At 37.0% G+C, this 22,989-nt stretch carries 36 protein-coding genes; 4 read left to right on the top strand and 32 right to left on the bottom strand.

Annotation, left to right across the window (positions count from 1 at the left end; genetic code table 11):
* Window positions 1–4: 4 nt before the first annotated feature.
* From rpmD to iscR, 27 genes are all read right to left on the bottom strand, one after another.
* Window positions 5–184 carry a 50S ribosomal protein L30 gene (gene rpmD, locus A9G43_RS01220; protein ID WP_025314400.1) on the bottom strand — a complete coding sequence of 60 codons (180 nt, stop codon included), beginning with the start codon at window positions 182–184 and terminating at the stop codon, window positions 5–7.
* Between the two features lie 6 nt (window positions 185–190).
* Complete coding sequence (gene rpsE / locus A9G43_RS01215) at window positions 191–691, bottom strand: 30S ribosomal protein S5 (RefSeq protein ID WP_034911141.1); 501 nt, start codon at window positions 689–691, stop codon at window positions 191–193.
* 14 nt (window positions 692–705) lie between these two features.
* Complete coding sequence (gene rplR / locus A9G43_RS01210) at window positions 706–1,059, bottom strand: 50S ribosomal protein L18 (protein WP_065605944.1); 354 nt, start codon at window positions 1,057–1,059, stop codon at window positions 706–708.
* Between the two features lie 9 nt (window positions 1,060–1,068).
* Complete coding sequence (gene rplF, locus A9G43_RS01205; protein ID WP_065605942.1) at window positions 1,069–1,602, bottom strand: 50S ribosomal protein L6; 534 nt, start codon at window positions 1,600–1,602, stop codon at window positions 1,069–1,071.
* Window positions 1,603–1,613: 11 nt separating this feature from the next.
* The gene (rpsH, locus tag A9G43_RS01200; protein ID WP_034911147.1) at window positions 1,614–2,006 is read right to left on the bottom strand and encodes a 30S ribosomal protein S8; all 393 of its coding nucleotides are present in this window, start codon (window positions 2,004–2,006) and stop codon (window positions 1,614–1,616) included.
* 17 nt (window positions 2,007–2,023) lie between these two features.
* Window positions 2,024–2,329: a 30S ribosomal protein S14 gene (gene rpsN, locus A9G43_RS01195; RefSeq protein ID WP_025314395.1), complete on the bottom strand. Its 306-nt coding sequence runs from the start codon at window positions 2,327–2,329 to the stop codon at window positions 2,024–2,026.
* An 11-nt stretch (window positions 2,330–2,340) separates the two neighbouring features.
* The gene (rplE, locus tag A9G43_RS01190) at window positions 2,341–2,880 is read right to left on the bottom strand and encodes a 50S ribosomal protein L5 (RefSeq protein WP_025314394.1); all 540 of its coding nucleotides are present in this window, start codon (window positions 2,878–2,880) and stop codon (window positions 2,341–2,343) included.
* A gap of 17 nt (window positions 2,881–2,897) precedes the next feature.
* The gene (gene rplX / locus A9G43_RS01185; RefSeq protein ID WP_065561017.1) at window positions 2,898–3,212 is read right to left on the bottom strand and encodes a 50S ribosomal protein L24; all 315 of its coding nucleotides are present in this window, start codon (window positions 3,210–3,212) and stop codon (window positions 2,898–2,900) included.
* A gap of 10 nt (window positions 3,213–3,222) precedes the next feature.
* The gene (gene rplN / locus A9G43_RS01180; protein WP_025314392.1) at window positions 3,223–3,594 is read right to left on the bottom strand and encodes a 50S ribosomal protein L14; all 372 of its coding nucleotides are present in this window, start codon (window positions 3,592–3,594) and stop codon (window positions 3,223–3,225) included.
* A gap of 196 nt (window positions 3,595–3,790) precedes the next feature.
* Window positions 3,791–4,051 carry a 30S ribosomal protein S17 gene (gene rpsQ, locus A9G43_RS01175; RefSeq protein WP_034911151.1) on the bottom strand — a complete coding sequence of 87 codons (261 nt, stop codon included), beginning with the start codon at window positions 4,049–4,051 and terminating at the stop codon, window positions 3,791–3,793.
* Between the two features lies 1 nt (window position 4,052).
* Window positions 4,053–4,244 (bottom strand): 50S ribosomal protein L29, encoded by a 192-nt coding sequence (rpmC, locus tag A9G43_RS01170; RefSeq protein WP_065605940.1) that lies wholly within the window; start codon window positions 4,242–4,244, stop codon window positions 4,053–4,055.
* Window positions 4,245–4,655, bottom strand: coding sequence for a 50S ribosomal protein L16 (rplP, locus tag A9G43_RS01165; protein ID WP_034911153.1), 411 nt, complete (start codon window positions 4,653–4,655; stop codon window positions 4,245–4,247). It lies immediately after the preceding gene.
* A gap of 12 nt (window positions 4,656–4,667) precedes the next feature.
* Window positions 4,668–5,405 (bottom strand): 30S ribosomal protein S3, encoded by a 738-nt coding sequence (rpsC, locus tag A9G43_RS01160; RefSeq protein ID WP_065561018.1) that lies wholly within the window; start codon window positions 5,403–5,405, stop codon window positions 4,668–4,670.
* Window positions 5,406–5,419: 14 nt separating this feature from the next.
* The gene (gene rplV, locus A9G43_RS01155) at window positions 5,420–5,752 is read right to left on the bottom strand and encodes a 50S ribosomal protein L22 (RefSeq protein WP_034947997.1); all 333 of its coding nucleotides are present in this window, start codon (window positions 5,750–5,752) and stop codon (window positions 5,420–5,422) included.
* A gap of 13 nt (window positions 5,753–5,765) precedes the next feature.
* The gene (gene rpsS / locus A9G43_RS01150; RefSeq protein WP_024496505.1) at window positions 5,766–6,044 is read right to left on the bottom strand and encodes a 30S ribosomal protein S19; all 279 of its coding nucleotides are present in this window, start codon (window positions 6,042–6,044) and stop codon (window positions 5,766–5,768) included.
* Window positions 6,045–6,063: 19 nt separating this feature from the next.
* Window positions 6,064–6,888 carry a 50S ribosomal protein L2 gene (gene rplB, locus A9G43_RS01145; protein ID WP_065561019.1) on the bottom strand — a complete coding sequence of 275 codons (825 nt, stop codon included), beginning with the start codon at window positions 6,886–6,888 and terminating at the stop codon, window positions 6,064–6,066.
* 18 nt (window positions 6,889–6,906) lie between these two features.
* The gene (rplW, locus tag A9G43_RS01140; protein WP_034885052.1) at window positions 6,907–7,209 is read right to left on the bottom strand and encodes a 50S ribosomal protein L23; all 303 of its coding nucleotides are present in this window, start codon (window positions 7,207–7,209) and stop codon (window positions 6,907–6,909) included.
* Window positions 7,206–7,808, bottom strand: a complete 603-nt coding sequence (rplD, locus tag A9G43_RS01135) for a 50S ribosomal protein L4 (RefSeq protein WP_034911160.1) — start codon at window positions 7,806–7,808, stop codon at window positions 7,206–7,208. Before rplD ends, rplW begins: the two co-directional genes overlap by 4 nt.
* A 16-nt stretch (window positions 7,809–7,824) precedes the next feature.
* Window positions 7,825–8,451, bottom strand: a complete 627-nt coding sequence (rplC, locus tag A9G43_RS01130; protein ID WP_065605938.1) for a 50S ribosomal protein L3 — start codon at window positions 8,449–8,451, stop codon at window positions 7,825–7,827.
* A gap of 31 nt (window positions 8,452–8,482) precedes the next feature.
* Complete coding sequence (gene rpsJ / locus A9G43_RS01125) at window positions 8,483–8,794, bottom strand: 30S ribosomal protein S10 (RefSeq protein WP_006120582.1); 312 nt, start codon at window positions 8,792–8,794, stop codon at window positions 8,483–8,485.
* A 366-nt stretch (window positions 8,795–9,160) separates the two neighbouring features.
* Window positions 9,161–9,499 carry an ISC system 2Fe-2S type ferredoxin gene (gene fdx / locus A9G43_RS01120; protein ID WP_065605936.1) on the bottom strand — a complete coding sequence of 113 codons (339 nt, stop codon included), beginning with the start codon at window positions 9,497–9,499 and terminating at the stop codon, window positions 9,161–9,163.
* Window positions 9,500–9,513: 14 nt separating this feature from the next.
* Window positions 9,514–11,373, bottom strand: coding sequence for a Fe-S protein assembly chaperone HscA (gene hscA / locus A9G43_RS01115; protein ID WP_065605934.1), 1,860 nt, complete (start codon window positions 11,371–11,373; stop codon window positions 9,514–9,516).
* A 36-nt stretch (window positions 11,374–11,409) separates the two neighbouring features.
* Window positions 11,410–11,928, bottom strand: coding sequence for a Fe-S protein assembly co-chaperone HscB (gene hscB / locus A9G43_RS01110; RefSeq protein ID WP_065605932.1), 519 nt, complete (start codon window positions 11,926–11,928; stop codon window positions 11,410–11,412).
* A 15-nt stretch (window positions 11,929–11,943) separates the two neighbouring features.
* On the bottom strand, window positions 11,944–12,267 hold the full coding sequence (gene iscA, locus A9G43_RS01105; RefSeq protein ID WP_065561024.1) for an iron-sulfur cluster assembly protein IscA: 324 nt from the start codon (window positions 12,265–12,267) through the stop codon (window positions 11,944–11,946).
* Window positions 12,267–12,653, bottom strand: coding sequence for a Fe-S cluster assembly scaffold IscU (gene iscU, locus A9G43_RS01100; RefSeq protein ID WP_034911174.1), 387 nt, complete (start codon window positions 12,651–12,653; stop codon window positions 12,267–12,269). The genes iscA and iscU overlap by 1 nt, the downstream gene beginning before the upstream one ends.
* Window positions 12,654–12,668: 15 nt before the next feature.
* Window positions 12,669–13,883, bottom strand: coding sequence for an IscS subfamily cysteine desulfurase (locus A9G43_RS01095; protein WP_065561025.1), 1,215 nt, complete (start codon window positions 13,881–13,883; stop codon window positions 12,669–12,671).
* A 38-nt stretch (window positions 13,884–13,921) separates the two neighbouring features.
* Window positions 13,922–14,377: a Fe-S cluster assembly transcriptional regulator IscR gene (gene iscR, locus A9G43_RS01090; RefSeq protein ID WP_065561026.1), complete on the bottom strand. Its 456-nt coding sequence runs from the start codon at window positions 14,375–14,377 to the stop codon at window positions 13,922–13,924.
* Between the two features lie 161 nt (window positions 14,378–14,538).
* On the opposite strand from iscR, the gene sltY reads away from it, so the two are divergent.
* The gene (gene sltY / locus A9G43_RS01085; protein ID WP_065605930.1) at window positions 14,539–16,476 is read left to right on the top strand and encodes a murein transglycosylase; all 1,938 of its coding nucleotides are present in this window, start codon (window positions 14,539–14,541) and stop codon (window positions 16,474–16,476) included.
* A gap of 11 nt (window positions 16,477–16,487) precedes the next feature.
* Window positions 16,488–16,769: a trp operon repressor gene (gene trpR / locus A9G43_RS01080; protein ID WP_218058574.1), complete on the top strand. Its 282-nt coding sequence runs from the start codon at window positions 16,488–16,490 to the stop codon at window positions 16,767–16,769.
* A gap of 65 nt (window positions 16,770–16,834) precedes the next feature.
* Here the strand turns inward: trpR and robA are convergent, their stop codons facing one another.
* The 3 genes from robA to A9G43_RS01065 all read right to left on the bottom strand — a co-directional run bounded on the left by robA (window position 16,835) and on the right by A9G43_RS01065 (window position 19,192).
* Entirely contained in the window at window positions 16,835–17,752 is a 918-nt protein-coding gene (gene robA / locus A9G43_RS01075; protein WP_065605926.1) for an MDR efflux pump AcrAB transcriptional activator RobA, read from the bottom strand.
* A 96-nt stretch (window positions 17,753–17,848) separates the two neighbouring features.
* Window positions 17,849–18,424 (bottom strand): Fe-S biogenesis protein NfuA, encoded by a 576-nt coding sequence (nfuA, locus tag A9G43_RS01070; protein WP_065606091.1) that lies wholly within the window; start codon window positions 18,422–18,424, stop codon window positions 17,849–17,851.
* 117 nt (window positions 18,425–18,541) lie between these two features.
* A complete protein-coding gene (locus A9G43_RS01065) occupies window positions 18,542–19,192 on the bottom strand; it encodes a phosphoribosyltransferase family protein (RefSeq protein WP_176701676.1) in 651 nt (216 codons plus the stop codon).
* A gap of 314 nt (window positions 19,193–19,506) precedes the next feature.
* Between A9G43_RS01065 and A9G43_RS01060 the strand changes: the two genes are divergently transcribed.
* The gene (locus tag A9G43_RS01060) at window positions 19,507–20,073 is read left to right on the top strand and encodes a peptidylprolyl isomerase (protein WP_065561031.1); all 567 of its coding nucleotides are present in this window, start codon (window positions 19,507–19,509) and stop codon (window positions 20,071–20,073) included.
* A gap of 49 nt (window positions 20,074–20,122) precedes the next feature.
* Here the strand turns inward: A9G43_RS01060 and pepB are convergent, their stop codons facing one another.
* Window positions 20,123–21,403 (bottom strand): aminopeptidase PepB, encoded by a 1,281-nt coding sequence (pepB, locus tag A9G43_RS01055; RefSeq protein ID WP_065561032.1) that lies wholly within the window; start codon window positions 21,401–21,403, stop codon window positions 20,123–20,125.
* A gap of 103 nt (window positions 21,404–21,506) precedes the next feature.
* Here pepB and A9G43_RS01050 point away from each other — a divergent pair, with 103 nt between their 5' ends.
* The gene (locus A9G43_RS01050) at window positions 21,507–22,280 is read left to right on the top strand and encodes a tyrosine-protein phosphatase (protein ID WP_065605922.1); all 774 of its coding nucleotides are present in this window, start codon (window positions 21,507–21,509) and stop codon (window positions 22,278–22,280) included.
* Window positions 22,281–22,330: 50 nt separating this feature from the next.
* Here A9G43_RS01050 and A9G43_RS01045 read toward each other — a convergent pair whose 3' ends face one another.
* Window positions 22,331–22,948 carry a 4'-phosphopantetheinyl transferase family protein gene (locus A9G43_RS01045; protein ID WP_065605920.1) on the bottom strand — a complete coding sequence of 206 codons (618 nt, stop codon included), beginning with the start codon at window positions 22,946–22,948 and terminating at the stop codon, window positions 22,331–22,333.
* Between the last annotated feature and the right edge of the window lie 41 nt (window positions 22,949–22,989).

Below are 22,989 nucleotides of genomic sequence, written 5' to 3'. Positions count from 1 at the left end.
ACTATTACTCCTCTACTTTAACCATGTAATAAACTTGGTTTACCATACCACGAATTGCAGGAGTATCCTCACGCTCAACAGTATGACCAATACGACGTAATCCTAGACCTACTAATGTTGCTTTATGCTTCGGTAGACGGCCTATAGAACTACGAGTTTGTGTAATTTTAATTGTTTTTGCCATGGTTAATTACCCCAAAATCTCTTCGACGGTTTTACCACGTTTAGCAGCAACCATTTCTGGTGATTTCATACTTTCTAAGCCATCAATAGTTGCACGAACCACATTAATTGGGTTAGTAGAACCATATGCTTTAGCTAGAACGTTACGAACTCCAGCAACTTCTAAAACTGCACGCATTGCACCACCGGCAATAATACCAGTACCTTCTGATGCTGGTTGCATATAAACACGAGAACCTGTGTGAGCACCTTTAACTGGATGCTGTAAAGTATCGTTATTTAAAGCAACATTGATCATATTGCGACGTGCTTTTTCCATTGCTTTTTGGATTGCTGCTGGCACTTCACGTGCTTTACCATATCCAAAACCTACGCGGCCATTACCGTCACCAACAACTGTTAGTGCAGAAAAACTAAAAATACGACCACCTTTTACGGTTTTAGAAACTCGGTTAACTGCGATTAGTTTTTCCTGCAGTTCACCAGCTTGTTTCTCGATGTTTGACATCTTTAACTCCTACCTTAGAACTGTAGGCCAGCTTCGCGAGCAGCATCTGCTAGCGCCTGAACTCGACCATGATATTGGAAACCTGAACGATCAAAAGAAACTTCTTTGATATCTTTCGCTAACGCACGTTCAGCAATTGCTTTACCAACCACTGCAGCTGCGTCTTTGTTTCCAGTGTATTTTAAACTTTCACTGATAGCTTTTTCTAATGTAGAAGCGGCTGCCAGTACTTCTGATCCGTTTGGTGCGATAATCTGCGCATAAATATGACGCGGAGTGCGGTGAACCACTAAGCGAGTCGCAAGTAGTTCATGCATCTTGCGACGCGCTTTAGTTGCACGACGGATACGAGCTGATTTCTTATCCATAGTGTTACCTTACTTTTTCTTAGCTTCTTTAGTACGCACAACTTCATCTGCGTAACGAACACCTTTACCTTTATAAGGCTCAGGACGACGATAAGCACGGATATCAGCAGATACTTGTCCAATTAATTGCTTATCAGTACTTTTTAGTACGATTTCAGTTTGAGAAGGACATTCAGCTGTTACACCTGCAGGTAATTGATGTTCAATTGGATGTGAATATCCAAGAGATAAACTAATTACATTACCTTTTACTTGTGCACGATAACCGACACCAACTAACTGAAGTTTTTTTGTAAAACCTTCAGTAACACCAATAACCATTGAATTAATCAAAGCACGTGCAGTCCCAGCTTGAGCCCAAGCATCTGCAAAACCATCACGAGGAGCAAATTTAATTTCTCCTTCTTCTTGATTAATCACAACAGCATTATTTATTGTGCGAGATAATTCGCCATTTTTACCTTTAATCGTAATTACCTGACCATTGAGTTTTACCTCTACGCCAGCAGGAACAACGACAGGTGCTTTTGCAACACGAGACATTCTTTTCTCCCTTAAGCTACGTAGCAGATAATTTCACCACCAAGACCTGCTTGGCGTGCTGCACGATCAGTCATAACACCTTTAGAAGTAGAAACAACTGCGATACCTAGTCCAGCCATAACTTTCGGCAATTCATCTTTACGCTTATAAATACGTAAACCTGGACGGCTAACACGTTTGATACTTTCTACAACAGCTTTACCTTGGAAATATTTTAAAGTAATTTCCAGTTCTGGCTTAGTGTCACCAACAACTTTAAAGTCCCCAATATAACCTTCTTCTTTTAGCACATTGGCAATTGCCACTTTTAGCTTAGAGGAAGGCATGGTGACTGCAACTTTATTCGCAGATTGACCATTACGAATACGGGTCAACATATCTGCTATAGGATCTTGCATGCTCATCTATAACACTCCCCTGATTACCAACTTGCCTTTTTAAGACCAGGAATCTCACCACGCATGGCTGACTCACGAACCTTAATACGGCTTAAACCAAACTTACGAAGGACGCCATGAGGACGACCAGTTTGACGACAACGACGACGTTGACGTGATGGACTAGAATCACGAGGAAGCGTTTGCAATTTAAGCACTGCATTCCAACGATCTTCATCTGATGCATTAAGATCAGAGATAATCGCTTTTAATTCTTGACGCTTTGCAAAATATTTTTCTGCTAGCTTTACGCGTTTCTTATCGCGTTCAATCATTGATTGTTTAGCCATTATGCCCTACCTTACTTACGAAATGGGAAGTTAAAGGCAGATAATAAAGCTCGGCCTTCTTCATCTGATTGTGCAGTAGTGGTGATAGTAATATCTAAACCACGAACACGATCAACTTTGTCATAATCGATTTCAGGGAAAACGATTTGCTCACGAACACCCATGCTATAGTTGCCACGACCATCAAAAGATTTTGCGCTTAAACCACGAAAATCTCGAGTCCGAGGAAGAGCAATATAAACTAGACGTTCAAAAAATTCCCACATACGTTCGCCACGTAAAGTGACTTTACAACCAATAGGATACCCTTGACGGATTTTAAAACCAGCAACTGATTTGCGTGCTTTAGTGACTAGTGGTTTTTGACCACTGATTGCTGCTAAATCTGCAACAGCATTATCTAATAATTTCTTATCAGTAATTGCTTCACCCACACCCATATTCAAGGTGATCTTTTCGATCCGAGGGACTTGCATGACAGATTTGTAGCCAAACTGTTCTTGCAGTTTATTTACTACCTGTGCTTTGTAGTAATCATGCAGTTTCGCCATCGTACACTCCAAATTACTTAATTGATTAATTCATTAGTAGACTTATAAAAACGGACTTTTTTACCGTCTTCAATACGAAAGCCTACGCGGTCTGCTTTGCCAGTAGCAGGATTGAAAATTGCCACATTAGAAACATTGATAGCTGCTTCTTTTTCAACAATTCCACCTTCTTGATTTAATGCAGGCACTGGTTTTTGGTGTTTTTTCACCAAATTGATACCTTCAACAATCACTTTGCCTGTAGACAAAACACTCTTTACTTTACCGCGTTTACCTTTATCTTTACCTGTTAACACGATAACTTCATCTTCTCGACGGATTTTCGCTGCCATTACCCGCTCCTTACAGTACTTCTGGTGCTAATGAAATGATCTTCATAAACTTCTCAGAGCGAAGTTCACGAGTGACCGGTCCAAAAATACGCGTACCAATCGGTTGCTCACTGTTATTATTTAAAATAACACAAGCGTTACGATCGAAACGAATGACAGATCCATCAGGGCGACGAACACCTTTTCTAGTTCGCACAACAACAGCTTTAAGTACATCACCTTTTTTGACTTTACCACGTGGAATTGCTTCTTTAATGGTAACTTTGATGATATCGCCTACTGCTGCATAACGACGGTGCGATCCACCGAGAACCTTGATACACATTACGCTACGTGCGCCAGAGTTATCGGCAACATCTAGCCTAGTCTGTTCTTGGATCATTTTAATGCTCCGTATAAATTAATTATTGTCTAATCTACCTTCATCCACCTCAACTACCATGGATAAGAATAGACAACCAAAAACCCACTTACGTGAGTGGCGTATAGTATAACACCACTCAAATAAAATGGATAGCATATAATAAACGACCGTTGAGCCGTTTATTATATTATGCACATTTTTTAATCAAAAAAGATTAAATAACTGCTTTTTCAACGATTCGAACAAGAGTCCAAGATTTAGTTTTTGATAATGGACGACACTCTTTAATTTCAACAGTATCACCAATACCACACTCGTTGTTTTCATCATGTACATGCAATTTAGTCGTACGTTTAATGAATTTACCATATAACGGATGCTTCACTTTACGTTCAATAGCTACAGTAATAGATTTATCCATTTTGTCGCTAATAACACGACCTTGCTGAGTACGAATTTTTACTTCAGTAGTCATATTACGCACCCGCCTTTTCAGTTAATAATGTTTTAACTCGTGCAATATTACGACGCACTTGGTTTAACATATGAGTCTGTGTTAACTGACCTCCAACTAATTGCATACGTAAGTTAAATTGCTCACGTAATAAATTAAGAAGTTCAGTATTTAACTCTTCAACGCTTTTTTCGCGTAGCTCTTTTGCTTTCATTTACATCACCGTCTTAATCACAAAGGTGGTTTTAATTGGCAGTTTTGCAGCTGCCAACGCAAATGCTTCACGAGCAACTTCTTCCGGTACACCGTCCATTTCATAAAGGACTTTACCTGGTTGAATCTGAGCAACCCAGTATTCAACGTTACCCTTACCTTTACCCATACGCACTGCAAGTGGTTTTTCAGTAATCGGTTTATCAGGAAAAACTCGAATCCAGATTTTACCTTGACGCTTAACTGCACGAGTCATTGCACGACGTGCTGCTTCGATCTGGCGCGCAGTCAAACGACCACGACCTACAGCCTTAAGACCGAATGTACCGAAACTAACATCAGTACTTACAGCAAGACCACGATTGCGGCCCTTGTGCACTTTACGGAATTTTGTACGCTTTGGTTGTAACATCAGCGACGCTCCTTATTGTTTTCGGCCTTTTCGCTGCTTTTTCGGTTGAGCAGCAGGTTGTTTTTCTGCTTGTTCAACGGCAGCCATACCACCAAGGATCTCACCTTTGAAGATCCACACTTTAACACCAATAATACCATAGGTAGTTAATGCTTCAGATAAACCATAGTCAATATCAGCTCGTAATGTATGTAAAGGTACACGACCTTCACGATACCATTCGCTACGAGCAATTTCAGCACCGCCTAAACGACCACTTACTTCGACTTTGATACCTTTAGCACCCGCCTTCATTGCATTTTGAACCGCACGTTTCATAGCACGACGGAACATAACACGGCGTTCTAACTGAGAAGTAATGCTATCAGCAACTAATTTAGCATCAAGTTCTGGTTTACGAACTTCAGCAATATTAATTTGTACTGCAACATCACGTTTTTCTCTTTTGTCTTTATATTTATTGACAATAGAAGCTACGGCATTACGTAATTTTTCAACGTCCTCGCCTTTTTTACCAATCACGATACCCGGACGAGCAGTGTGAATAGTAATACGAACGTTAGTTTCTGCTGAACGGTCGATCACAATCTTAGAGATTGACGCTTGAGATAATTCTTTATTTAAGAATTCACGCACTCTAAAATCACTTTCTAAATTATCAGCGAATGTCTTTGTACCCGAATACCATGTAGATGTCCAAGGCTTGACAATGCCTAATCGGATACCATTTGGATTTACTTTTTGACCCATTGCTATTCTCCAGCCTAGCGATCTGAAACGATCACGGTGATGTGACTCGTACGCTTCAAAATTCGATCTGCACGACCTTTCGCACGAGGCATAATACGCTTCATGGTTGGGCCTTCATCTACGAAAATCTTCGCAACTTTTAGATCATCAATATCAGCACCATCGTTATGCTCTGCATTAGCAATAGCAGACTCTAATACTTTTTTAACAAGTACAGCCGCTTTTTTATTGGTGTACGTTAAAATATCTAGTGCCTGAGACACATTCTTACCGCGAACAAGATCTGCAACTAAGCGAACTTTTTGTGCAGAAGAACGAGCGTGGCGGTACTTTGCAATTGTTTCCATCTCTTTCTCCTACTTATTTCTTCTTAGCTTTCTTATCAGCCGCGTGGCCGCGATAAGTACGAGTCGGCGCGAATTCACCCAATTTATGACCAACCATTTCGTCGGAAACATAAACTGGAACGTGCTGACGACCATTATGGACAGCGATGGTCAAACCGATCATGTTAGGAAAGATCGTTGAACGACGGGACCAAGTACGAATTGGTTTCTTGTCCCCGCTTTCCACCGCTTTCTCTACCTTCTTCAGCAAGTGTAGGTCAATAAAAGGACCCTTCTTGAGAGAACGTGGCATAGCTAATCCTCTATATTAATTATTTCTTATTGCGACGGCGAACAATATACTTATCAGTACGTTTGTTGCTACGCGTTTTCAATCCTTTGGCTTTTTGACCCCATGGAGACACAGGATGTTTACCAAAGTTACGACCTTCACCACCACCATGTGGATGGTCTACCGGGTTCATTGCTGTACCACGAACAGTAGGACGAACACCACGCCAACGCGTTGCACCCGCTTTACCTAATACGCGAAGCATATGCTCTGAATTACCAACTTCACCAATAGTGGCACGACAATCAGATAATACTTTACGCATTTCACCTGAACGTAGACGTAATGTTACATAAGCACCATCACGCGCAACGATTTGAACATAACTACCAGCAGAGCGAGCAAGCTGTCCGCCTTTACCTGGTTTCATTTCAATATTATGCACGGTAGAACCGACTGGAATATTGCGCATTGGTAAACAGTTACCTGTTTTAATTGCTGCATCAACACCAGATTGGATCTGATCACCTGCTTTTAAGCCTTTAGGCGCTAAAATATAACGGCGTTCACCGTCTTTATATAAAACCAATGCAATATTTGCACTACGGTTTGGATCATATTCCAAACGTTCAACAACTGCTGGAATACCATCTTTATTACGCTTAAAGTCGACAATACGATAATGTTGTTTATGACCACCACCAATATGACGGGTAGTTATACGACCATTATTATTGCGACCACCAGTTTTGCTTTTTGAATCAAGCAACGGTGCATAAGGTTTGCCTTTATGCAACTCTGGGTTAACCACTTTAACAACGTGGCGACGACCCGGAGATGTAGGTTTACACTTAACAACTGCCATTGTTCTTACTCCTCCGAATTACTCAGCGACGCCAGCAAGGTCTAAATTTTGACCTTCTGCTAAAGTAACGTAAGCTTTTTTCCAGTCGCTACGGCGACCGATTTGTTGACCACGACGTTTAACTTTACCTTTAACAACAAGTGTATTAACGTCATCTACTTTAACTTCAAATAGTTGTTCAACTGCGGCTTTAATCTCTCTCTTAGTAGCATCTTTAGCAACTTTCAATACTAATGTATTTGTTTTTTCCATTGAAATAGATGCTTTTTCAGAAACATGTGGTGCTCGCAGGACTTTAAGCAGACGCTCTTCACGAATCATGCTAACATCTCCTCTACTTGTTTAACGGCATCAACTGTGATAACCACTTTGTCAAATGCAATCAAACTAACTGGATCAATACCTGCCACATCACGCACATCAACTTTATGCAAGTTACGTGCTGCTAAGAAAAGATTTTCATCAACTTCAGAAGCGATAATAAGAACATCATTAAGATTCATATCGTTTAATTTCTGAGTTAATAATTTAGTCTTAGGTGCTTCAACAGTAAATGTTTCAACCACAACTAAACGTTCTTGACGCACTAATTCAGAGAAAATACTCTTTAATGCACCACGATACATTTTACGGTTAACTTTTTGGCTATGATCTTGTGGTTTTGCTGCAAATGTTACACCACCACTGCGCCAGATTGGGCTCTTAATTGAACCTGAACGAGCACGACCGGTACCTTTTTGACGCCATGGTTTTTTACCTGAACCAGCGATTTCTGCACGAGTTTTTTGTGCGCGAGAACCTTGACGAGCAGCAGATGCATAAGCAACAACTACTTGATGAACTAACGCTTCATTAAACTCACGTCCGAAGGTAGTTTCGGAAACAGAAAGCGCTTTCGCGTCTTTTACTACTAATTCCATCTCTATCTCCTCGACGTTAAGCCTTGATTGCCGGTTTAACAATTACGTCACTATTGATTGCGCCAGGAACTGCACCTTTAATTAATAAAAGGTTACGTTCAGCATCAACACGTACAATATCTAAGTTTTGAACAGTTACACGTTCATTACCTAGGTGACCTGCCATTTTACGACCTTTAAACACTTTACCCGGAGTTTGGTTTTGACCAATAGAACCATGACCACGGTGTGCCAAAGAGTTACCATGAGTAGCATCTTGAGTACGGAAATTCCAACGTTTAGTAACGCCAGCAAAACCTTTACCTTTAGATGTTCCAGTAACATCAACTTTCTTAACGTCAGCGAAGATATCAACGTTAATACTTTGACCTACAGAAAATTCGCCTTCTTCAAAACGGAATTCCCATAGACCACGACCAGCTTCAACGCCAGCCTTAGCGAAATGACCTGCTTCAGGTTTGTTTACGCGGCTTGCTTTTTTGCTGCCAGTAGTAACCTGAATAGCTTTATAACCATCATTCTCAAGTGTTTTAACTTGAGTAATGCGGTTGCTTTGAACTTCAACTACGGTGACAGGAATAGAAGCACCATCTTCAGTGAAGATACGCGTCATTCCTACTTTACGACCGATTAAACCAATCATTGTTTCGACCTCTCAATCATTCAGCTTAGGATTAACCTAAACTGATCTGCACATCAACACCGGCAGCAAGGTCTAGACGCATTAAAGCATCAACTGTTTTTTCAGTTGGCTCAACAATATCAACTAGACGCTTATGAGTGCGAATCTCGTACTGATCACGCGCATCTTTATTTACGTGTGGAGAAATCAATACAGTGAAACGCTCTTTGCGTGTCGGTAATGGAATAGGACCACGAACTTGCGCACCTGTGCGCTTCGCAGTTTCTACAATTTCAGCAGTTGATTGATCAATCAAACGATGATCAAACGCTTTTAACCGGATACGGATTCTTTGGTTCGACATGAGACCAGAGCTCCATTATTTAAAAGTTATAACAAAAGACTACTCCTCTTTCCCTGTTTCGATTGACAGGAGAGTGTAATCCGTTCTTTTTCGTAACCCCCAAATCGGGAGTATTGTTGATATAATTAGCTATTTTTTATATAACAATTATATCTTTTTCTCATTTGCTTACATAAAGACAATAAACAAAGTGGGGCAATTATACTCTGTTAGTTAACTAACGGCAAGAAATAAATACAGATATTGGGTTTAAAGATGAGAAGCTTTTTCTGGTTATTAATTTACAATTACCAAATTTCAATCAAATAACCAGATTTAATGTTATTTTTATATTAACCCATAATGGATAATCATTATGATAACTTACTAATGATCTTCTTTGGCATGATTAAGGCTATATCTTGGGATCTCGACCTCTAAATCTTCATTCGTGACACGAGCTTGACAGCTTAAACGGCTATGCGGTTCAACTCCCCAGGCTTTATCTAACATATCATCTTCTTGCTCATCGCTTGCTTCAAGCGAATCAAATCCCTTACGCACAATACAGTGGCATGTTGAACAAGCACATGACATTTCACAAGCATGCTCGATTTCAATATCATTGCGCAATGCCACTTCTAAAATGGATTCGCCTTCTTGGGCATCAACAGTTTTTCCATCTGGACAAAGCTCCGCATTCGGTAAAAAAGTAATTTTTGGCATAATAATCTCGTTAGTTAAATATCATCAACGTTATGGCCAGTTAACGCATGTCGAATTGACCTATCCATTCGCTTAGCTGCAAAATTTTGTGTTACTTTATCAACAATTTTAATTTGTTTTTCAATTGCATAACTGTCATTTGACTCACTTACAGCTTGTAATTGATGCTTAGCAATTAAAATATGGTTTAGTTCACTTTCATCTAATAAGTCAGCATCTTTATCTAAAGCACTTTGCAAGCTTTCAAGCACTCTGGCTGCCTCAACTTTTTGTTCAGCAAGTATTCGAATCTGTTTATCTTGCTGTGCGTAACTGATTGAATCTTGAATCATATCGGCAATTTCATTATCAGTCAGTCCATATGAAGGTTTTACTTGGATAGCAGCTTCAATACCCGTTGATTTTTCCATTGCTGTTACACTTAATAAACCATCAGCATCAACTTGGAAAGTCACCCTAATGTGCGCACCACCGGCAGGCATTGCTGGAATACCTTGCAGAGTAAAACGAGCCAAAGATCGACAATCAGCAACACTTTCACGTTCTCCTTGTAAAACATGAACCATCATCGCGGTTTGACCATCTTTAAAAGTTGTAAACTCTTGAGCTCTTGCACACGGAATTGTACTATTACGTGGAATAATTTTTTCGACCAATTCACCCATGATCTCAATGCCTAACGACAATGGGATCACATCAAGCAATAACATATCTGAATCGGGTTTATTGCCAACCAAAATATCGGCCTGAATAGCTGCACCAATAGCAACTACTTTATCAGGATCGATAGATATCAAGGGATTAGTTTTAAAATAATTCCCTACTAATTCTCGCACTAATGGCACACGAGTAGAGCCGCCAACCATAACAACTTCAACTACTTCATCCATATTAATCTCGGCATCTTTTAATGCACGGCGACAAACAGCTAAAGTGCGTTTAACCAATGGCTCAATTAATTGTTGAAATTGCTGGCGAGTAATAGTCAAAGATTGATTATCCAGAGAAAATACAGCTAAATCTTGCTCACTTAATAAAATCTTTATTTCGGTAGCTTGGCTACTGATTTTTTGATTAATATAAGGATCTATATTATTAGTTAATCCTAATTTCTCTTTTATATGGTCAACAAGTAGCCGATCAAAATCATCACCACCAAGAGCTGAGTCACCGCTAGTTGCTAGAACCTCAAAAACACCTTTATTTAAGCGTAAAATAGAAATATCAAAAGTACCGCCACCTAAATCATAAACAGCGATTATACCTTCCTTCCCTGAATCTAAACCGTACGCAATCGCAGCGGCTGTAGGTTCATTAAGTAGGCGCAATACATGCAAACCAGCTAATTTGGCAGCATCTTTTGTTGCTTGCCGTTGTGCATCATCAAAATAAGCTGGCACAGTAATAACCACACCATCAATTTCACCTTGTAAACTCTCTTTTGCTCGCTCAGCTAACGCTGTCAAAATTTCTGATGAAACTTGTATTGGATTTACTTGCTCATTAGGCAAATTTAATAAAGGAACACCATTTTCAGTTTGTGAAAAAGTATAAGGAAATTGTGATAAATCTATATCAGATAAACTTCGCCCCATTAATCTCTTAATAGAGCTAACTGTATTTTGCGGATCATTCACAGCATTATCTTTGGCATTTTTTCCAATCGTGATAACAAAGTTATCATCATGATCGATGCCATAATGCACAACGGATGGCAATAGCGGATTACCTTCTAAATCAGGCAATACCTCTGCTTGTCCACTTCGTACCGTTGCTACTAATGAATTAGTTGTACCAAGATCAATTCCTACAGCAAGGCGGCGCTGATGTGGTAGTGGAGTTTGTCCTGGTTCGCTGATCTGTAATAATACCATTTAATCTATCTCTATCGATATGTTACTTATCTTAAATTATAAATCAAATTGCTTTTCTTGTAACTTTTCGATTTGTTCAATCAATCTGGCAAGATAGCGAATTTTATAGATCTGATTAAGTGCTTTTGACCAATCTTGATTAGTAATAAATTGTAATAATTCGTTATAAACTATCTTTTGACAAGCAACAATCTCAGCATAAAAATCATCTAATAATTCAAAATTATCTTTACGTTCGATATCATCAAGTCTTTCACGTAAAACAAATTGCTCCATTAAAAAATCAGTATCATAAATAATACTTTGTTCAGTTGCTACGTCAAAACCTTGTAGAGATAAAAAATACTCAGCGGCTTTAATTGGATTTTTTAACGTATGATAACCATCATTAATGATTGCTGACTTTTGAACAATTGCCACTTTATCAATATCGTTTCCAACAGCAAAATTATCTGGATGATATTGCTTTTGCAATTGCTGATAATGAGTTGTTAGTTGAGCGACATCCACCGGCAATTGAGCTGGCAAACTAAATAGCTCGAAGTAATTAACCATAATTATTGTGCCCGATTACACATTAAAGCTTTCGCCACAGCCACATTCGTGCTTCGTATTAGGATTATTAAACTTGAAACCTTCATTTAATCCTTCTTTAACAAAATCAAGTTCAGTACCATCAATATAAACTAAGCTTTTTTTATCCACGATAACTTTGACATGTTTATCTTCAAAGACACTATCATCATCATTAATCACATCGGCAAACTCTAAAACATAAGCCATACCAGAACAACCAGATGTTTTAACACCTAATCGTAACCCAACACCCTTTCCGCGATTAGCCAAAAAAGCTTGAACACGATCAGCTGCGCTATTAGTCAATGTGATTGCCATTAACGTTGTCCTTTTTTGGTTTTGTAGTCATCAATAGCAGCTTTAATTGCATCTTCCGCTAGAATTGAACAGTGAATTTTAACCGGAGGTAAAGCAAGTTCTTTAGCAATATCCGTATTTTTGATAGCTTCTGCTTCGTCTAATGATTTACCTTTTATCCATTCTGTAACCAAAGAACTTGATGCAATTGCACTACCACAACCATAAGTTTTAAACTTAGCATCTTCAATAATACCGTTGTCATTCACTTTGATTTGTAGACGCATCACATCACCACACGCTGGTGCGCCAACCATACCACTACCAACATTAGGATCATTTTGATCAAACGAACCAACATTACGTGGGTTTTCGTAATGATCAACAACTTTTTCACTATATGCCATAATTTACTCCCAATTTTAATGTGCTGACCATTTAATCTTTGTTAAATCAACGCCATCTTTAAACATTTCCCAAAGAGGCGATAAATCCCTTAATTTCCCAATAGATTCTCTGATTAATTTAATGACATAATCAATTTCTTCTTCTGTGGTAAAACGACCAATAGAAAATCGAATTGAACTATGAGCCAGCTCATCATTAAGCCCTAATGCTCGTAATACATAAGACGGCTCTAAACTCGCAGATGTGCATGCAGAACCAGAGGAAACAGCTAAATCTTTTAAAGCCATCATCAACGATTCGCCTTCAATGTAAGCAAAACTCACATTTAAGATATTTGGCACACTGTGCTCCAAAGAACCATTTAAATAAACCTCTTCAATGTCTTTTAAACCATCCCATAAACGATTTTTTAAAGCCAATAAACGAGGCATTTCAGTAACCATCTCTTGTTTAGCTATATGATACGCTTCACCCATGCCCACAATTTGATGCACAGGTAAAGTACCAGAGCGCATGCCTCGTTCATGACCACCGCCATGTATTTGAGCTTCAATACGAACACGCGGTTTACGCCTTACATAAAGCCCACCAATACCTTTTGGCCCATAAATTTTATGACCAGAAAATGACATTAAATCAACTTTTAAGTTAGCTACATCAATTGGTAATTTACCAACAGACTGGGTTGCATCAACATGAAAAACAATACCTCTTTCACGGCACATCTCACCAATTTTTTCGATGTCTTGTATTACACCCGTTTCATTGTTGACATGCATAATTGATACAACGGTTGTATCACTACGCATAGCCGTTGCAAGTTTATCAAGATCAAGGATCCCATCGGATTCTGGCGTTAAATAAGTTACTTCATAACCTTCTCGCTCAAGTTGGCGACAAGTATCAAGCACAGCCTTGTGCTCAGTTTTACAAGTAATAATGTGCTTACCTTTGGCTTGATTAAAATGAGCGGCACCTTTAATTGCTAAATTATCAGCTTCAGTTGCCCCTGACGTAAAGACAATTTCGCGTGAATCAGCACCAATAAGATCGGCAATTTGATTACGGGCAATATCAACGGCTTCTTCAGCTTGCCAGCCAAATTTATGGGAACGAGATGCTGGATTACCAAATATACCGTCTGGCGTTAAATACTGCATCATTTTTTCAGCAACTCTAGGATCTACAGGCGTTGTCGCTGCATAATCCATATAAATAGGTAGTTTCATTAATTACTCCCAATGAAAAATTCTGTATTCTATTTTTATTAATTAATTTGAACGTGATGTATATTACTTTGTCGACTAGCAACAGCTTTAACTTCTTTATTATTGACCAATTCACTCAATGTAATGCTAGTTAAAAAGTCCTCAATTCGTTCACTTAAATCATTCCACAGTGTATGGGTTAAGCACCTAACACCACCTTGGCATCCATCTTGCCCGTGACATTTTGTCGCATGTACTGTTTCATCGACCGCTTTAACAATTGAACTAATAGCAATTTGATCCATAGAACGACTCAGTATATAACCGCCACCAGGGCCTCTAACACTGCGCACCAAACCATTTTTTCGTAACCGAGCAAACAATTGTTCAAGATAAGAAAGTGAAATTTCTTGACGTTCTGAAATATCAGCTAGTGATACCGGTCCTGAATCTGCATGTAAAGCAACATCAAGCATTGCTGTCACCGCGTATCGCCCTTTTGATGTCAGTTTCATTGAGCATTCCTTTATATGTGTGTATGCTTATTGTATATATCCTTTCTATTTAGTCAAGTATTTAGTTGAGTATTTTAGTAGGAATTAAGCTATGGCTCTTATCGACGAATCATAGCTTAATATGCTAATCTAATAAGCTAAATTCACATGGGAGTTAAAGGATGAAATTACTATTACGTTATTTTTTGATAATTAGCCTATTGTCCACAGGTAACATTTACGCAGATAGTTCTCTAAAAGGACGAGAAAATTATCAAAAATGGCTTAATTCATATCAATCACTTAACTTTGAAGAACAGCAAACATTGCTCTCTACCATAAAAGATTACCCATTATATCCTTATGCTGCTGTACAGTTTTTTCAGAGTAATATTAAAATCGTTTCACCACAAATGGTAAGCAATTTTGTCAATCAATATAATGATTTTCCGCTAACAGCTTCATTGACACAATCTTATTTAACCGAATTAAGCAATCGCCAAGATTGGAATTCCATCATTTCATTCCCAAAAGATAACTCCATACTATCTAATTGTCGTTATCAATATGCATTACTACAACAAGGAAATAACGAGGTTGCTTTTAGCACTGTTGAATCACTTTGGATGACAGGCAAAGAACTTCCTTCTGCATGCGATCCATTACTCGACGCTTGGGCTCAAGCAGGTAAACGGACAGCTAATTTAATACTATTGCGTATCGAACTTGCTATTGAAGCAAATAATTTAAAATTAGCCAAGCATCTAGCTAACTTACTTGATGACAACTACAAAACAACCAAAATCAATTTACTAGCAGTTCTTAATAATCCTAAAAAATTAGAAGATTTTTCAAAAAATATTAAAGCTAGCTCTTTCACTAAAAAAATTGTATTAGCATCATACCCTCGCTTAGTAAAAGCTGATATGAATTTAGCTGCAACATTATTACCAAAATTAGTTAAACAGCAGACGTTAAACAAAACAGAACAAGTAGCATTACAAAAAAGTTTGGCTAACAGTTACTTCAAAGATTCTGCAACTGACGAACAAATAAAATGGCGCGATAACTATATAGCGAAATATCATGATACAACTTTAGTTGAAAAGCGTATCCGCCTTGCTATTGATGACTATAACTTCTCAGACATCGCTTATTGGATAGCACAACTATCGCCAGAAGATCAACAAAAAGAAGACTGGCAATATTGGCAAGCTAGAGTTTTATTAAATAATAATAAGAAAAGTGAAGCTAACAAAATTTTGCAAACACTCACAACCAAACGTGGGTTTTATGGCATGATAAGTGCACAAACACTTAATCAACCTTATTCAATCAATAACCAATCTCCAAAGATTACACAATCAGAAATATCAACGTTAAAAAACAAATACAATAATCAACCTTATGTAAAAAGAATTAACGAATTACGTTATTTGGGAATGCTACCAGAATCAAATTACGAATGGCGATATATGCTAAATAATCAAAAAAACAAAAATGAATACTTACCATTAGCTCAATATGCTTTACAAAAAGGGTGGGGTGATCTTAGTATTCAAGCAACCATTGCTGGCAAACTTTGGGATAACTGGACAGAACGTTTACCTATTATGTACAAAGATTTATATAACAATGCATTAAAAGATAAAGCTATTGGGTTATCTTATGCTTTAGCTATTTCTCGTCAAGAAAGTGCACTTGATACTACTTCCAAATCACCTGTCGGCGCCAGTGGGTTAATGCAATTAATGCCAGCCACAGCAAAAGAAACAGCTAAAAATGTTAATTCAGTAACTTATATTTCATCAGCACAATTATTTGATCCTCAAACAAATATACAGTTAGGCACTACCTATTTAAACACTGCTTATCTACAAAATGATAAAAATCGTATATTATCTTCAGCCTCTTATAATGCTGGTCCAAATAATGTTAAGCGCTGGCTAAAAAAGAGTAACGGAAAACTTGATGCAGTAGCATTTATCGATAGTATACCGTTTACTGAAACACGTAATTACGTCAAAAACGTATTGGTATATGATTATATTTATCAAGTAATCTTAGGACAAAAAAATGTCAATTTTCTTAGTTCAAATGAATTTAATAAACAATATTAATGGTGATTATAATGAAAACTAACGAATGGAAACAAACAGTTGAATTATTACACCAAGCATTTAACGATGGTTATTCACTGGATATATTAAAATTACTAATGACAGCCGATGAGCGAGACGCTTTAATTACTCGAGTTAAAATCGTACATTCATTACTTGATGGTTCAATCAATCAACGTCAACTTAAAGAGCAACTAAAAATTGGTATTGCAACAGTAACAAGAGGATCTAATAGCCTAAAAGAAGCAACTCCAGAATTTAAAAAGTGGTTAGAAAAGGTTTTATTAAGCTAGGATAATTAAATGATTTAGTCAATATCTAATAGCAGATTTTTATATCATATTATAACTATTATTAACTATAAACTTGATTGGATATTGACGTCACTATCAGCAACAACCGGCACACAATAATCACACTCCATATGCTTAATATCCTTAAACGATTCGACAGAGTCATCGCGAAGATTATGATGAATCTCAATTACACAACTAGAGCAACGTAAGCGTACCTTTAATACTGGCATAGCAGCTAAATGCACTTGTGAAATAAAATCGCCAAACTCATCAGGAGAACCAATATATCTAAAGCAAAGATACAATCCTCCTTCATTAACTATCTGCTCAATATGCTCTAAATTATTATTCTGATCTAAAGCAATTGTATAAAAAAGCTCTTGTTCATTAGCATTATCTTTGCTTTTCAATATACGGCTAAAAGCATAAATTTTATCTGGCAAGTTTTCACATGTATTGCCACAACGAGATATATAATTATGAAAAAATTGTGATCTTAGTTTATTTTCTTCATCTAATAATTGACTCAAATTGCAATTATTTTTAAAGGTGATACCCCAAAACGTTTTTTGAGGCATATTAACAAATTTTGGCTCAGGCAATGAAAACCGGTTTTTATTAAGCTCAATAGCAGGAGTTAATCCTGTAGGATCCCAAATATCTCCTCGTCGGTAACTTGCTGGGGTTTCATTGAATTGCTTTTTAAAAGAACGAGTAAATGTTTGTTGAGAATCAAAACGATATTGCATCGCAATATCTAAAATAGGTTTACTTGTCATGCGTAAAGCAAGCGCGGCATAAGTTAAACGACGATGTCGAATATAAGTACCAAGAACTTGACCAGTTACCTCTTTAAACATACGTTGTAAATGCCACTTTGAATAACCTGATTTTTGTGCAACATGATCAATAGATAATGGTTGTTCCAAATTTTTTTCAATCCAAACGATAAGATCTGAAATAATACTAACTTGATTCATAAAACCCCATCAGAATGTCAAATGGCAAACATCATCCGATTATGACTCAATCCCAGCAATAAGCAAGATTTAAATAAAAATTATTTTCTGCCATTATTAGCAAAAAGAATGAGCTCCAGCTCGGTGTTCAGTAATATCTTTTACACCAGCGAGTTCAGGAAACTCTGCCATTAATTGTTTCTCAATACCTTCTTTCAAAGTATAATCGACCATTGAACAACCATTACACCCCCCACCAAATTGTAAAACAACATAATTATCTTCGGTTAACTCCACTAAACTAACATGCCCACCATGGCTAGCTAATTGCGGATTGACCTGTGCTTGAATTGCGTAATTAACACGCTCAATAAGAGGTGCATCATCAGCTACTTTTTTCATTTTTGAATTTGGTGCTTTTAATGTTAACTGCGAACCTAATTCATCAGTCACATAATCAATGACAGCTTCTTCTAAAAATGGCGCACTAATTTCATCAATATAAACTGAAAAATCAGCGTACCGTTCTTCTATATCGCTATCTTCTATAGTATCAGCAGGGCAATACGAAACACCGCATTCCGCACTTGGAGTACCAGGGTTAATAACAAATACTCGAATTTGTGTTCCATCGGGTTGATTAGCAAGCAATTTTTTAAAGTGCTGTTGAGCTGATTCAGAAATAGTGATAATAGACATAACCCCTCACTTTAATGTAATTAGGTAATAAACAAACCTAACATCATTTATAATATATTGATAATAATAGTTGACTAACTTTCTTGGTTATTATAGGGGTTGTTTAGGATTTTACAATACTGTACGGCATAAACAAACAACATAAACACTCGTTGCTCCACAATTTTTTAGTTGCTGACTAATTGCATTAATCGTATTACCTGTTGTAACGATATCATCAATAAGCATTACCGATTTATGTGAAAGATTTTGATGGCACATAAAAAGCTTTTCAACATTAGCGATTCGATCTGTAAGAGATAAATTTTTTTGATCTTGCGCATTTGACCTTCGAGATAACAAATAAGGATAAAATCCACGATTTAACCATCTAGCAATCGGTTTTGCCAATAACTCCGCTTGATTAAAACCACGAGACCAATAACGAAAATGATGTAATGGCACACAAGTGACCAAATCAGGCTTAATTAACGCATCGATTTCTCGCCGTTGATACCAAGCCAAAAACATCAATCTTGCTAATGCAGTACTCAATTCAATTTTGTTGTAGAACTTTAGATGATGAATCAATTTTTTTAAAGGATTAACATACTCAGAAACAGCAATAAGCTCATCCCAATAAGGTTTCTTTGCGCGGCACCGATAACATATATCAGTCGATAAAGAGTGTGGTAAACAGCATTGATGGCAGACCTTATTAAATTTAGGTATATTTTCAACGCATTGGCTACAAATACCATGATGAGATAAAAATAAAGGCATATCACACAAAATACATCGCATAACATAATAAATTTTTTTTGTAAAAAAGTTTCCGATAACAATATGTTTAAGTATAAAAATGGTTCAGTATAAAAAGGTAGCAATAAAAAACCATTTTTTATCACCTATAACTTCTTAGTGTATAAAATTAAGTTAACATCAATAAAATAGACCAATCCGTTTTGTAATTGCATATAATTAAATAGTTATACGATATACAGCACAAAAAATTATCTGGTTTTGCATAATTGCTATTTAAATTAGCTTAATATTCGGTATAATCAGCCAATCCAAATGGAAGGAGGTTTTATTATATGAAAAAAATCAAACTATTAATTTTAACATTATTACTAACAATTTTTTCAACTGTCGTCTCAGCTACTCCTCAAGTCTTATTACAAACCAGTATGGGTGATATTGAGATTGAACTAGACAGCGAACATGCGCCAATTACCACTAAAAACTTTCTTGATTATGTTAACAGTGGTTTTTATGAAAATTTAACTTTCCACCGCGTAATTCCTGGATTTATGATTCAAGGCGGTGGCGCTGATGATCAACTAAAATTCAAAGACAATAACCCACCAATTAAAAATGAAGCAGACAATGGATTAAAAAATGATCGTGGCACCATTGCAATGGCAAGAACAAGTGAAATAAACAGCGCAACCAGTCAATTTTTTATCAACGTAGTAAACAATGATTTCCTTAATTACAAATCACCTGAACAATATGGTTATGCTGTATTTGGTAAAGTAACTAAAGGGATGGATATAGTTGATAAAATTGTTAGTGTCCCAACTAAACGCGTGGGACCACATCAAAATGTGCCGGTTGAGCCTATTTACATCAAAAAAGCAATTGTTATTAAAAATGATTAAAATTGCACTTTATTAACAAAAAACCACTTTTAAAAAGTGGTTTTTTGTTTTATTTAAGCTGACTAAGTAAATTAGCAATTGTCCTCACACCAATACCTGTTGCCCCTGTTGCCCATAAAGCTGTGGCACTTTTACGGAATGTTGCAGAACAATCAATATGTAACCAATTTTTTTGATAATTTTTAATAAAATGCGATAAGAAAGCCGCAGCAGTACTTGCCCCTGCAGTATTAGGTATACCTGAATTTGCTATATCAGCAAATGATGATGGAAATTGCGAACGGTGAAACTCGGCTAATGGTAATCGCCAAAAAGCTTCATGCTCAATATCGCTACTAGCTAACAATTGGCTAGCAAAGTTATCATCAAACGAAAGTAATGACTGATAATCATTCCCCACCGCAATCTTAGCCGCTCCAGTCAGTGTTGCACAATCAATAATATAATGAGGCTGATCATTATCAGCACAAATTAAACCATCAGCCAAAACTAGTCGCCCTTCTGCATCAGTGTTATCAACTTCAACCGTTTTACCGTTACGGTAATGAATAATATCGCCTAACTTAAACGCATTGCCACTCACTAAATTATCCGCACAACATAGATAAAGCTTAATACGTTGATTTAAACCGCGCGCAATGGCTAATGCTAATGCACTTGTTACTAACGCAGCCCCACCCATATCTGAGCGCATTGACTCCATAAAATTACTTGGTTTTAAACTATATCCTCCTGAATCAAAGGTAATACCTTTACCAACTAAACAGGCTGTTATCGGTGAATTAGGGTTTTGGGTTGGGTTATAATCTAGTTCAAGCAAAGCCGCTGGCCGATCCGAACCTTTTCCAACCGTATAAATGCCCATATAACCTTGCTCTCTTAAAGCTTCACCTGAAATGATGTTGTAAGTCACAGCTGATGAGTAAGTGCTAATTAACTTAGCTGCTCGTGTGGCTAACTCAACAGGACTTAATGTTTCAGCTTGTTCATTAATAATATCCCGACACCAATCAATAATTTCTATACGATGTTTCAATTCTTGTTTGTCTTTGGTGTTGAGTTCTGACCAAGTTACTTTTGTACTTTTTTTGGCATTACGATAGCCTAACCAAAAATGCCAACAAGCTTCGATATCCCAATTTTCACCGCTTAGTTTAACCGAATTTATTCCTTGGTTATCTAACTTTCGACCTGCACGTTGAATCGCCCCTAAGCGATGTTCCGGTTTATAATGAATAGTAATCGCCTCGTTAGAAAAACTCAGCAATGCATCTTTTCCCCACTGTTTTGGTGCAGGTTTATCAGTTAGTAAAACAGATAACATCGACATAGTAAAAACCTCAAAAAATTGATAAACAACATAACAATGAATTAATTCTAATCAGAAACATGTTAATATAGCAAGTAAAGTTAAAAATAAATAAGGATGGGTTATGGCATCAGTTGTACCGATAAAAAATGGGATTAATTTTCGTGATTTAGGTGGAATCAAAACAATTGATGGACGTCAAATTCGATCTGGCCTACTATACCGCTCAGGCGCATTCTCGCTTATTACACAACAAGAGCAATCTTTTTTAGCTAATCAGCTAAATCTGCACTACGTTTTAGACTATCGCGATCCTGATGAAATTAAGCGAAATCCAGATAAATTATGGCAAAATACTCATTATATTAATGTACCAGCTAATCCGTTAAGTAATACGATCACCGCAAGTTTAACAAGTGATCTAGGCAATGCTCACCAAACACTTAAAAAAAATGCTCCATTTGATTTTATGATTAAGCTTTACCAGCTACTACCATTTAATAACACAGCATATCAAAAACTTTCCTCAATCCTACTAAACTCACAAGGTAGACCATTGGTACAACATTGCGCTGTTGGCAAAGATCGTACAGGTGTTGGCGTTGCATTAACATTGTTTGCTTTGGGTGTTAGTGAAGAAACTGTCATGCAAGATTATTTACTAACAGAACAGCTATTGTCAGATTATCGTGAAAATATATTAAGCCAATATCAACATAAAATGACGCCTGATGAGTTTGAAAAACGCAAATTAATTTTTGCCGCCAAAAAAGAGTATCTAACTGCGGCACTGAATGCAATTAAAACGCGTCACGGTACAATTGACAATTGGTTATCACAGGAATATCAATTAAACGAAACTAATAGAAAAAGAATTCAAGATATCTATCTGATTTAATAAATAACAAACCATTATTGCGCCATAATAAATAATGGAAAAACATTGTATTAAGACAACAAAATTAATTTAGAGATTGGTTGGTTGCTGTTCACCGACAGATGAACATTATCCACTTGACGATATTGATAATAAAATTCTTGTGCAAAAGGTGCCATAATCATCTGCTGTTTTAAATCGACGTTAACCGATTTTATTTGCCAAACACCTTTAGCATAAAGCTTTAATGCAGACTCTTTTAATGTCCATAGTTGCCAAAAGGCTCTTAATGTATCATCTTGTTTAGTCATCCATTGATATTCGTCATCAGCAAAAAAATTTTTAGCTACTTTCAAATAATTTTTTCGTGGACGTGCTACTTCGATATCTAAACCAACCTTACCTACTAACGAAATCGCAACTGCTACCCAATCTTGGCTATGACTAATATTAAAATCTGGTAAGTGTGGCTCTAAAAAAGAGGGACGACCATTATCTCCAACCTTAATAACAGGTAACATCGAAATATCACAGTATTGTTTAAGCAAATGAGCCAAAATTGATCGGCAAACTAAAAACTGTTTTTTACGTTGGCCACTTAAATTATTCGCTTCATCAAGAAGCGTTTGAGGCAACAGTGAAAAATCAATGTCAGCATCCTTAAGACAAGCAAGTTGAACAATTAGCATAATTGGCAAGAAAATATTAATAAAATTTATTTTTTACTATT

This window comes from Gilliamella sp. Occ3-1 (genome assembly GCF_001690655.1).
GTDB classification, from domain to species: domain Bacteria; phylum Pseudomonadota; class Gammaproteobacteria; order Enterobacterales; family Orbaceae; genus Gilliamella; species Gilliamella apicola_P.
This window is presented reverse-complemented; position numbering and strand designations above follow the sequence as displayed.

Bases quoted from the DNA above. Each gene is read 5' to 3' on its own strand.
- A9G43_RS01095 (WP_065561025.1), bottom strand. From the start codon at position 13,883: ATGAAACTACCTATTTATATGGATTATGCAGCGACAACGCCTGTAGAT.
- fdx (WP_065605936.1), bottom strand. From the start codon at position 9,499: ATGCCAAAAATTACTTTTTTACCGAATGCGGAGCTTTGTCCAGATGGA.
- A9G43_RS01065 (WP_176701676.1), bottom strand. From the start codon at position 19,192: ATGCCTTTATTTTTATCTCATCATGGTATTTGTAGCCAATGCGTTGAA.
- rplX (WP_065561017.1), bottom strand. From the start codon at position 3,212: ATGGCAGCGAAAATCCGTCGAGAAGATGAAGTTATCGTGTTAACAGGT.
- rpsQ (WP_034911151.1), bottom strand. From the start codon at position 4,051: ATGACTACTGAAGTAAAAATTCGTACTCAGCAAGGTCGTGTTATTAGC.
- rpmC (WP_065605940.1), bottom strand. From the start codon at position 4,244: ATGAAAGCAAAAGAGCTACGCGAAAAAAGCGTTGAAGAGTTAAATACT.
- rplD (WP_034911160.1), bottom strand. From the start codon at position 7,808: ATGGAATTAGTAGTAAAAGACGCGAAAGCGCTTTCTGTTTCCGAAACT.
- iscA (WP_065561024.1), bottom strand. From the start codon at position 12,267: ATGGCAATCACATTGACTAATAGCGCAGCTGATCGTGTTCAAGCTTTT.
- rplF (WP_065605942.1), bottom strand. From the start codon at position 1,602: ATGTCTCGTGTTGCAAAAGCACCTGTCGTTGTTCCTGCTGGCGTAGAG.
- rplV (WP_034947997.1), bottom strand. From the start codon at position 5,752: ATGGAAACAATTGCAAAGTACCGCCACGCTCGTTCTTCTGCACAAAAA.
- pepB (WP_065561032.1), bottom strand. From the start codon at position 21,403: ATGTCGATGTTATCTGTTTTACTAACTGATAAACCTGCACCAAAACAG.
- rplP (WP_034911153.1), bottom strand. From the start codon at position 4,655: ATGTTACAACCAAAGCGTACAAAATTCCGTAAAGTGCACAAGGGCCGC.
- hscA (WP_065605934.1), bottom strand. From the start codon at position 11,373: ATGGTATTATTACAGATCAGCGAACCAGGACAAACTCCACTACCACAT.
- robA (WP_065605926.1), bottom strand. From the start codon at position 17,752: ATGAATCAAGTTAGTATTATTTCAGATCTTATCGTTTGGATTGAAAAA.
- A9G43_RS01050 (WP_065605922.1), top strand. From the start codon at position 21,507: ATGGCATCAGTTGTACCGATAAAAAATGGGATTAATTTTCGTGATTTA.
- rplN (WP_025314392.1), bottom strand. From the start codon at position 3,594: ATGATCCAAGAACAGACTAGGCTAGATGTTGCCGATAACTCTGGCGCA.
- rpsN (WP_025314395.1), bottom strand. From the start codon at position 2,329: ATGGCTAAACAATCAATGATTGAACGCGATAAGAAACGCGTAAAGCTA.
- trpR (WP_218058574.1), top strand. From the start codon at position 16,488: ATGAAAACTAACGAATGGAAACAAACAGTTGAATTATTACACCAAGCA.
- rpsH (WP_034911147.1), bottom strand. From the start codon at position 2,006: ATGAGCATGCAAGATCCTATAGCAGATATGTTGACCCGTATTCGTAAT.
- rpsJ (WP_006120582.1), bottom strand. From the start codon at position 8,794: ATGTCGAACCAAAGAATCCGTATCCGGTTAAAAGCGTTTGATCATCGT.
- rpsS (WP_024496505.1), bottom strand. From the start codon at position 6,044: ATGCCACGTTCTCTCAAGAAGGGTCCTTTTATTGACCTACACTTGCTG.
- sltY (WP_065605930.1), top strand. From the start codon at position 14,539: ATGAAATTACTATTACGTTATTTTTTGATAATTAGCCTATTGTCCACA.
- hscB (WP_065605932.1), bottom strand. From the start codon at position 11,928: ATGGTTAATTACTTCGAGCTATTTAGTTTGCCAGCTCAATTGCCGGTG.
- rpsE (WP_034911141.1), bottom strand. From the start codon at position 691: ATGTCAAACATCGAGAAACAAGCTGGTGAACTGCAGGAAAAACTAATC.
- iscR (WP_065561026.1), bottom strand. From the start codon at position 14,377: ATGAAACTGACATCAAAAGGGCGATACGCGGTGACAGCAATGCTTGAT.
- rpsC (WP_065561018.1), bottom strand. From the start codon at position 5,405: ATGGGTCAAAAAGTAAATCCAAATGGTATCCGATTAGGCATTGTCAAG.
- A9G43_RS01045 (WP_065605920.1), bottom strand. From the start codon at position 22,948: ATGCTAATTGTTCAACTTGCTTGTCTTAAGGATGCTGACATTGATTTT.
- rplR (WP_065605944.1), bottom strand. From the start codon at position 1,059: ATGGATAAGAAATCAGCTCGTATCCGTCGTGCAACTAAAGCGCGTCGC.
- iscU (WP_034911174.1), bottom strand. From the start codon at position 12,653: ATGGCATATAGTGAAAAAGTTGTTGATCATTACGAAAACCCACGTAAT.
- rplE (WP_025314394.1), bottom strand. From the start codon at position 2,880: ATGGCGAAACTGCATGATTACTACAAAGCACAGGTAGTAAATAAACTG.
- rpmD (WP_025314400.1), bottom strand. From the start codon at position 184: ATGGCAAAAACAATTAAAATTACACAAACTCGTAGTTCTATAGGCCGT.
- rplB (WP_065561019.1), bottom strand. From the start codon at position 6,888: ATGGCAGTTGTTAAGTGTAAACCTACATCTCCGGGTCGTCGCCACGTT.
- A9G43_RS01060 (WP_065561031.1), top strand. From the start codon at position 19,507: ATGAAAAAAATCAAACTATTAATTTTAACATTATTACTAACAATTTTT.
- rplC (WP_065605938.1), bottom strand. From the start codon at position 8,451: ATGATTGGTTTAATCGGTCGTAAAGTAGGAATGACGCGTATCTTCACT.
- rplW (WP_034885052.1), bottom strand. From the start codon at position 7,209: ATGATTCGTGAAGAGCGTCTGCTTAAAGTCCTGCGAGCACCACATGTT.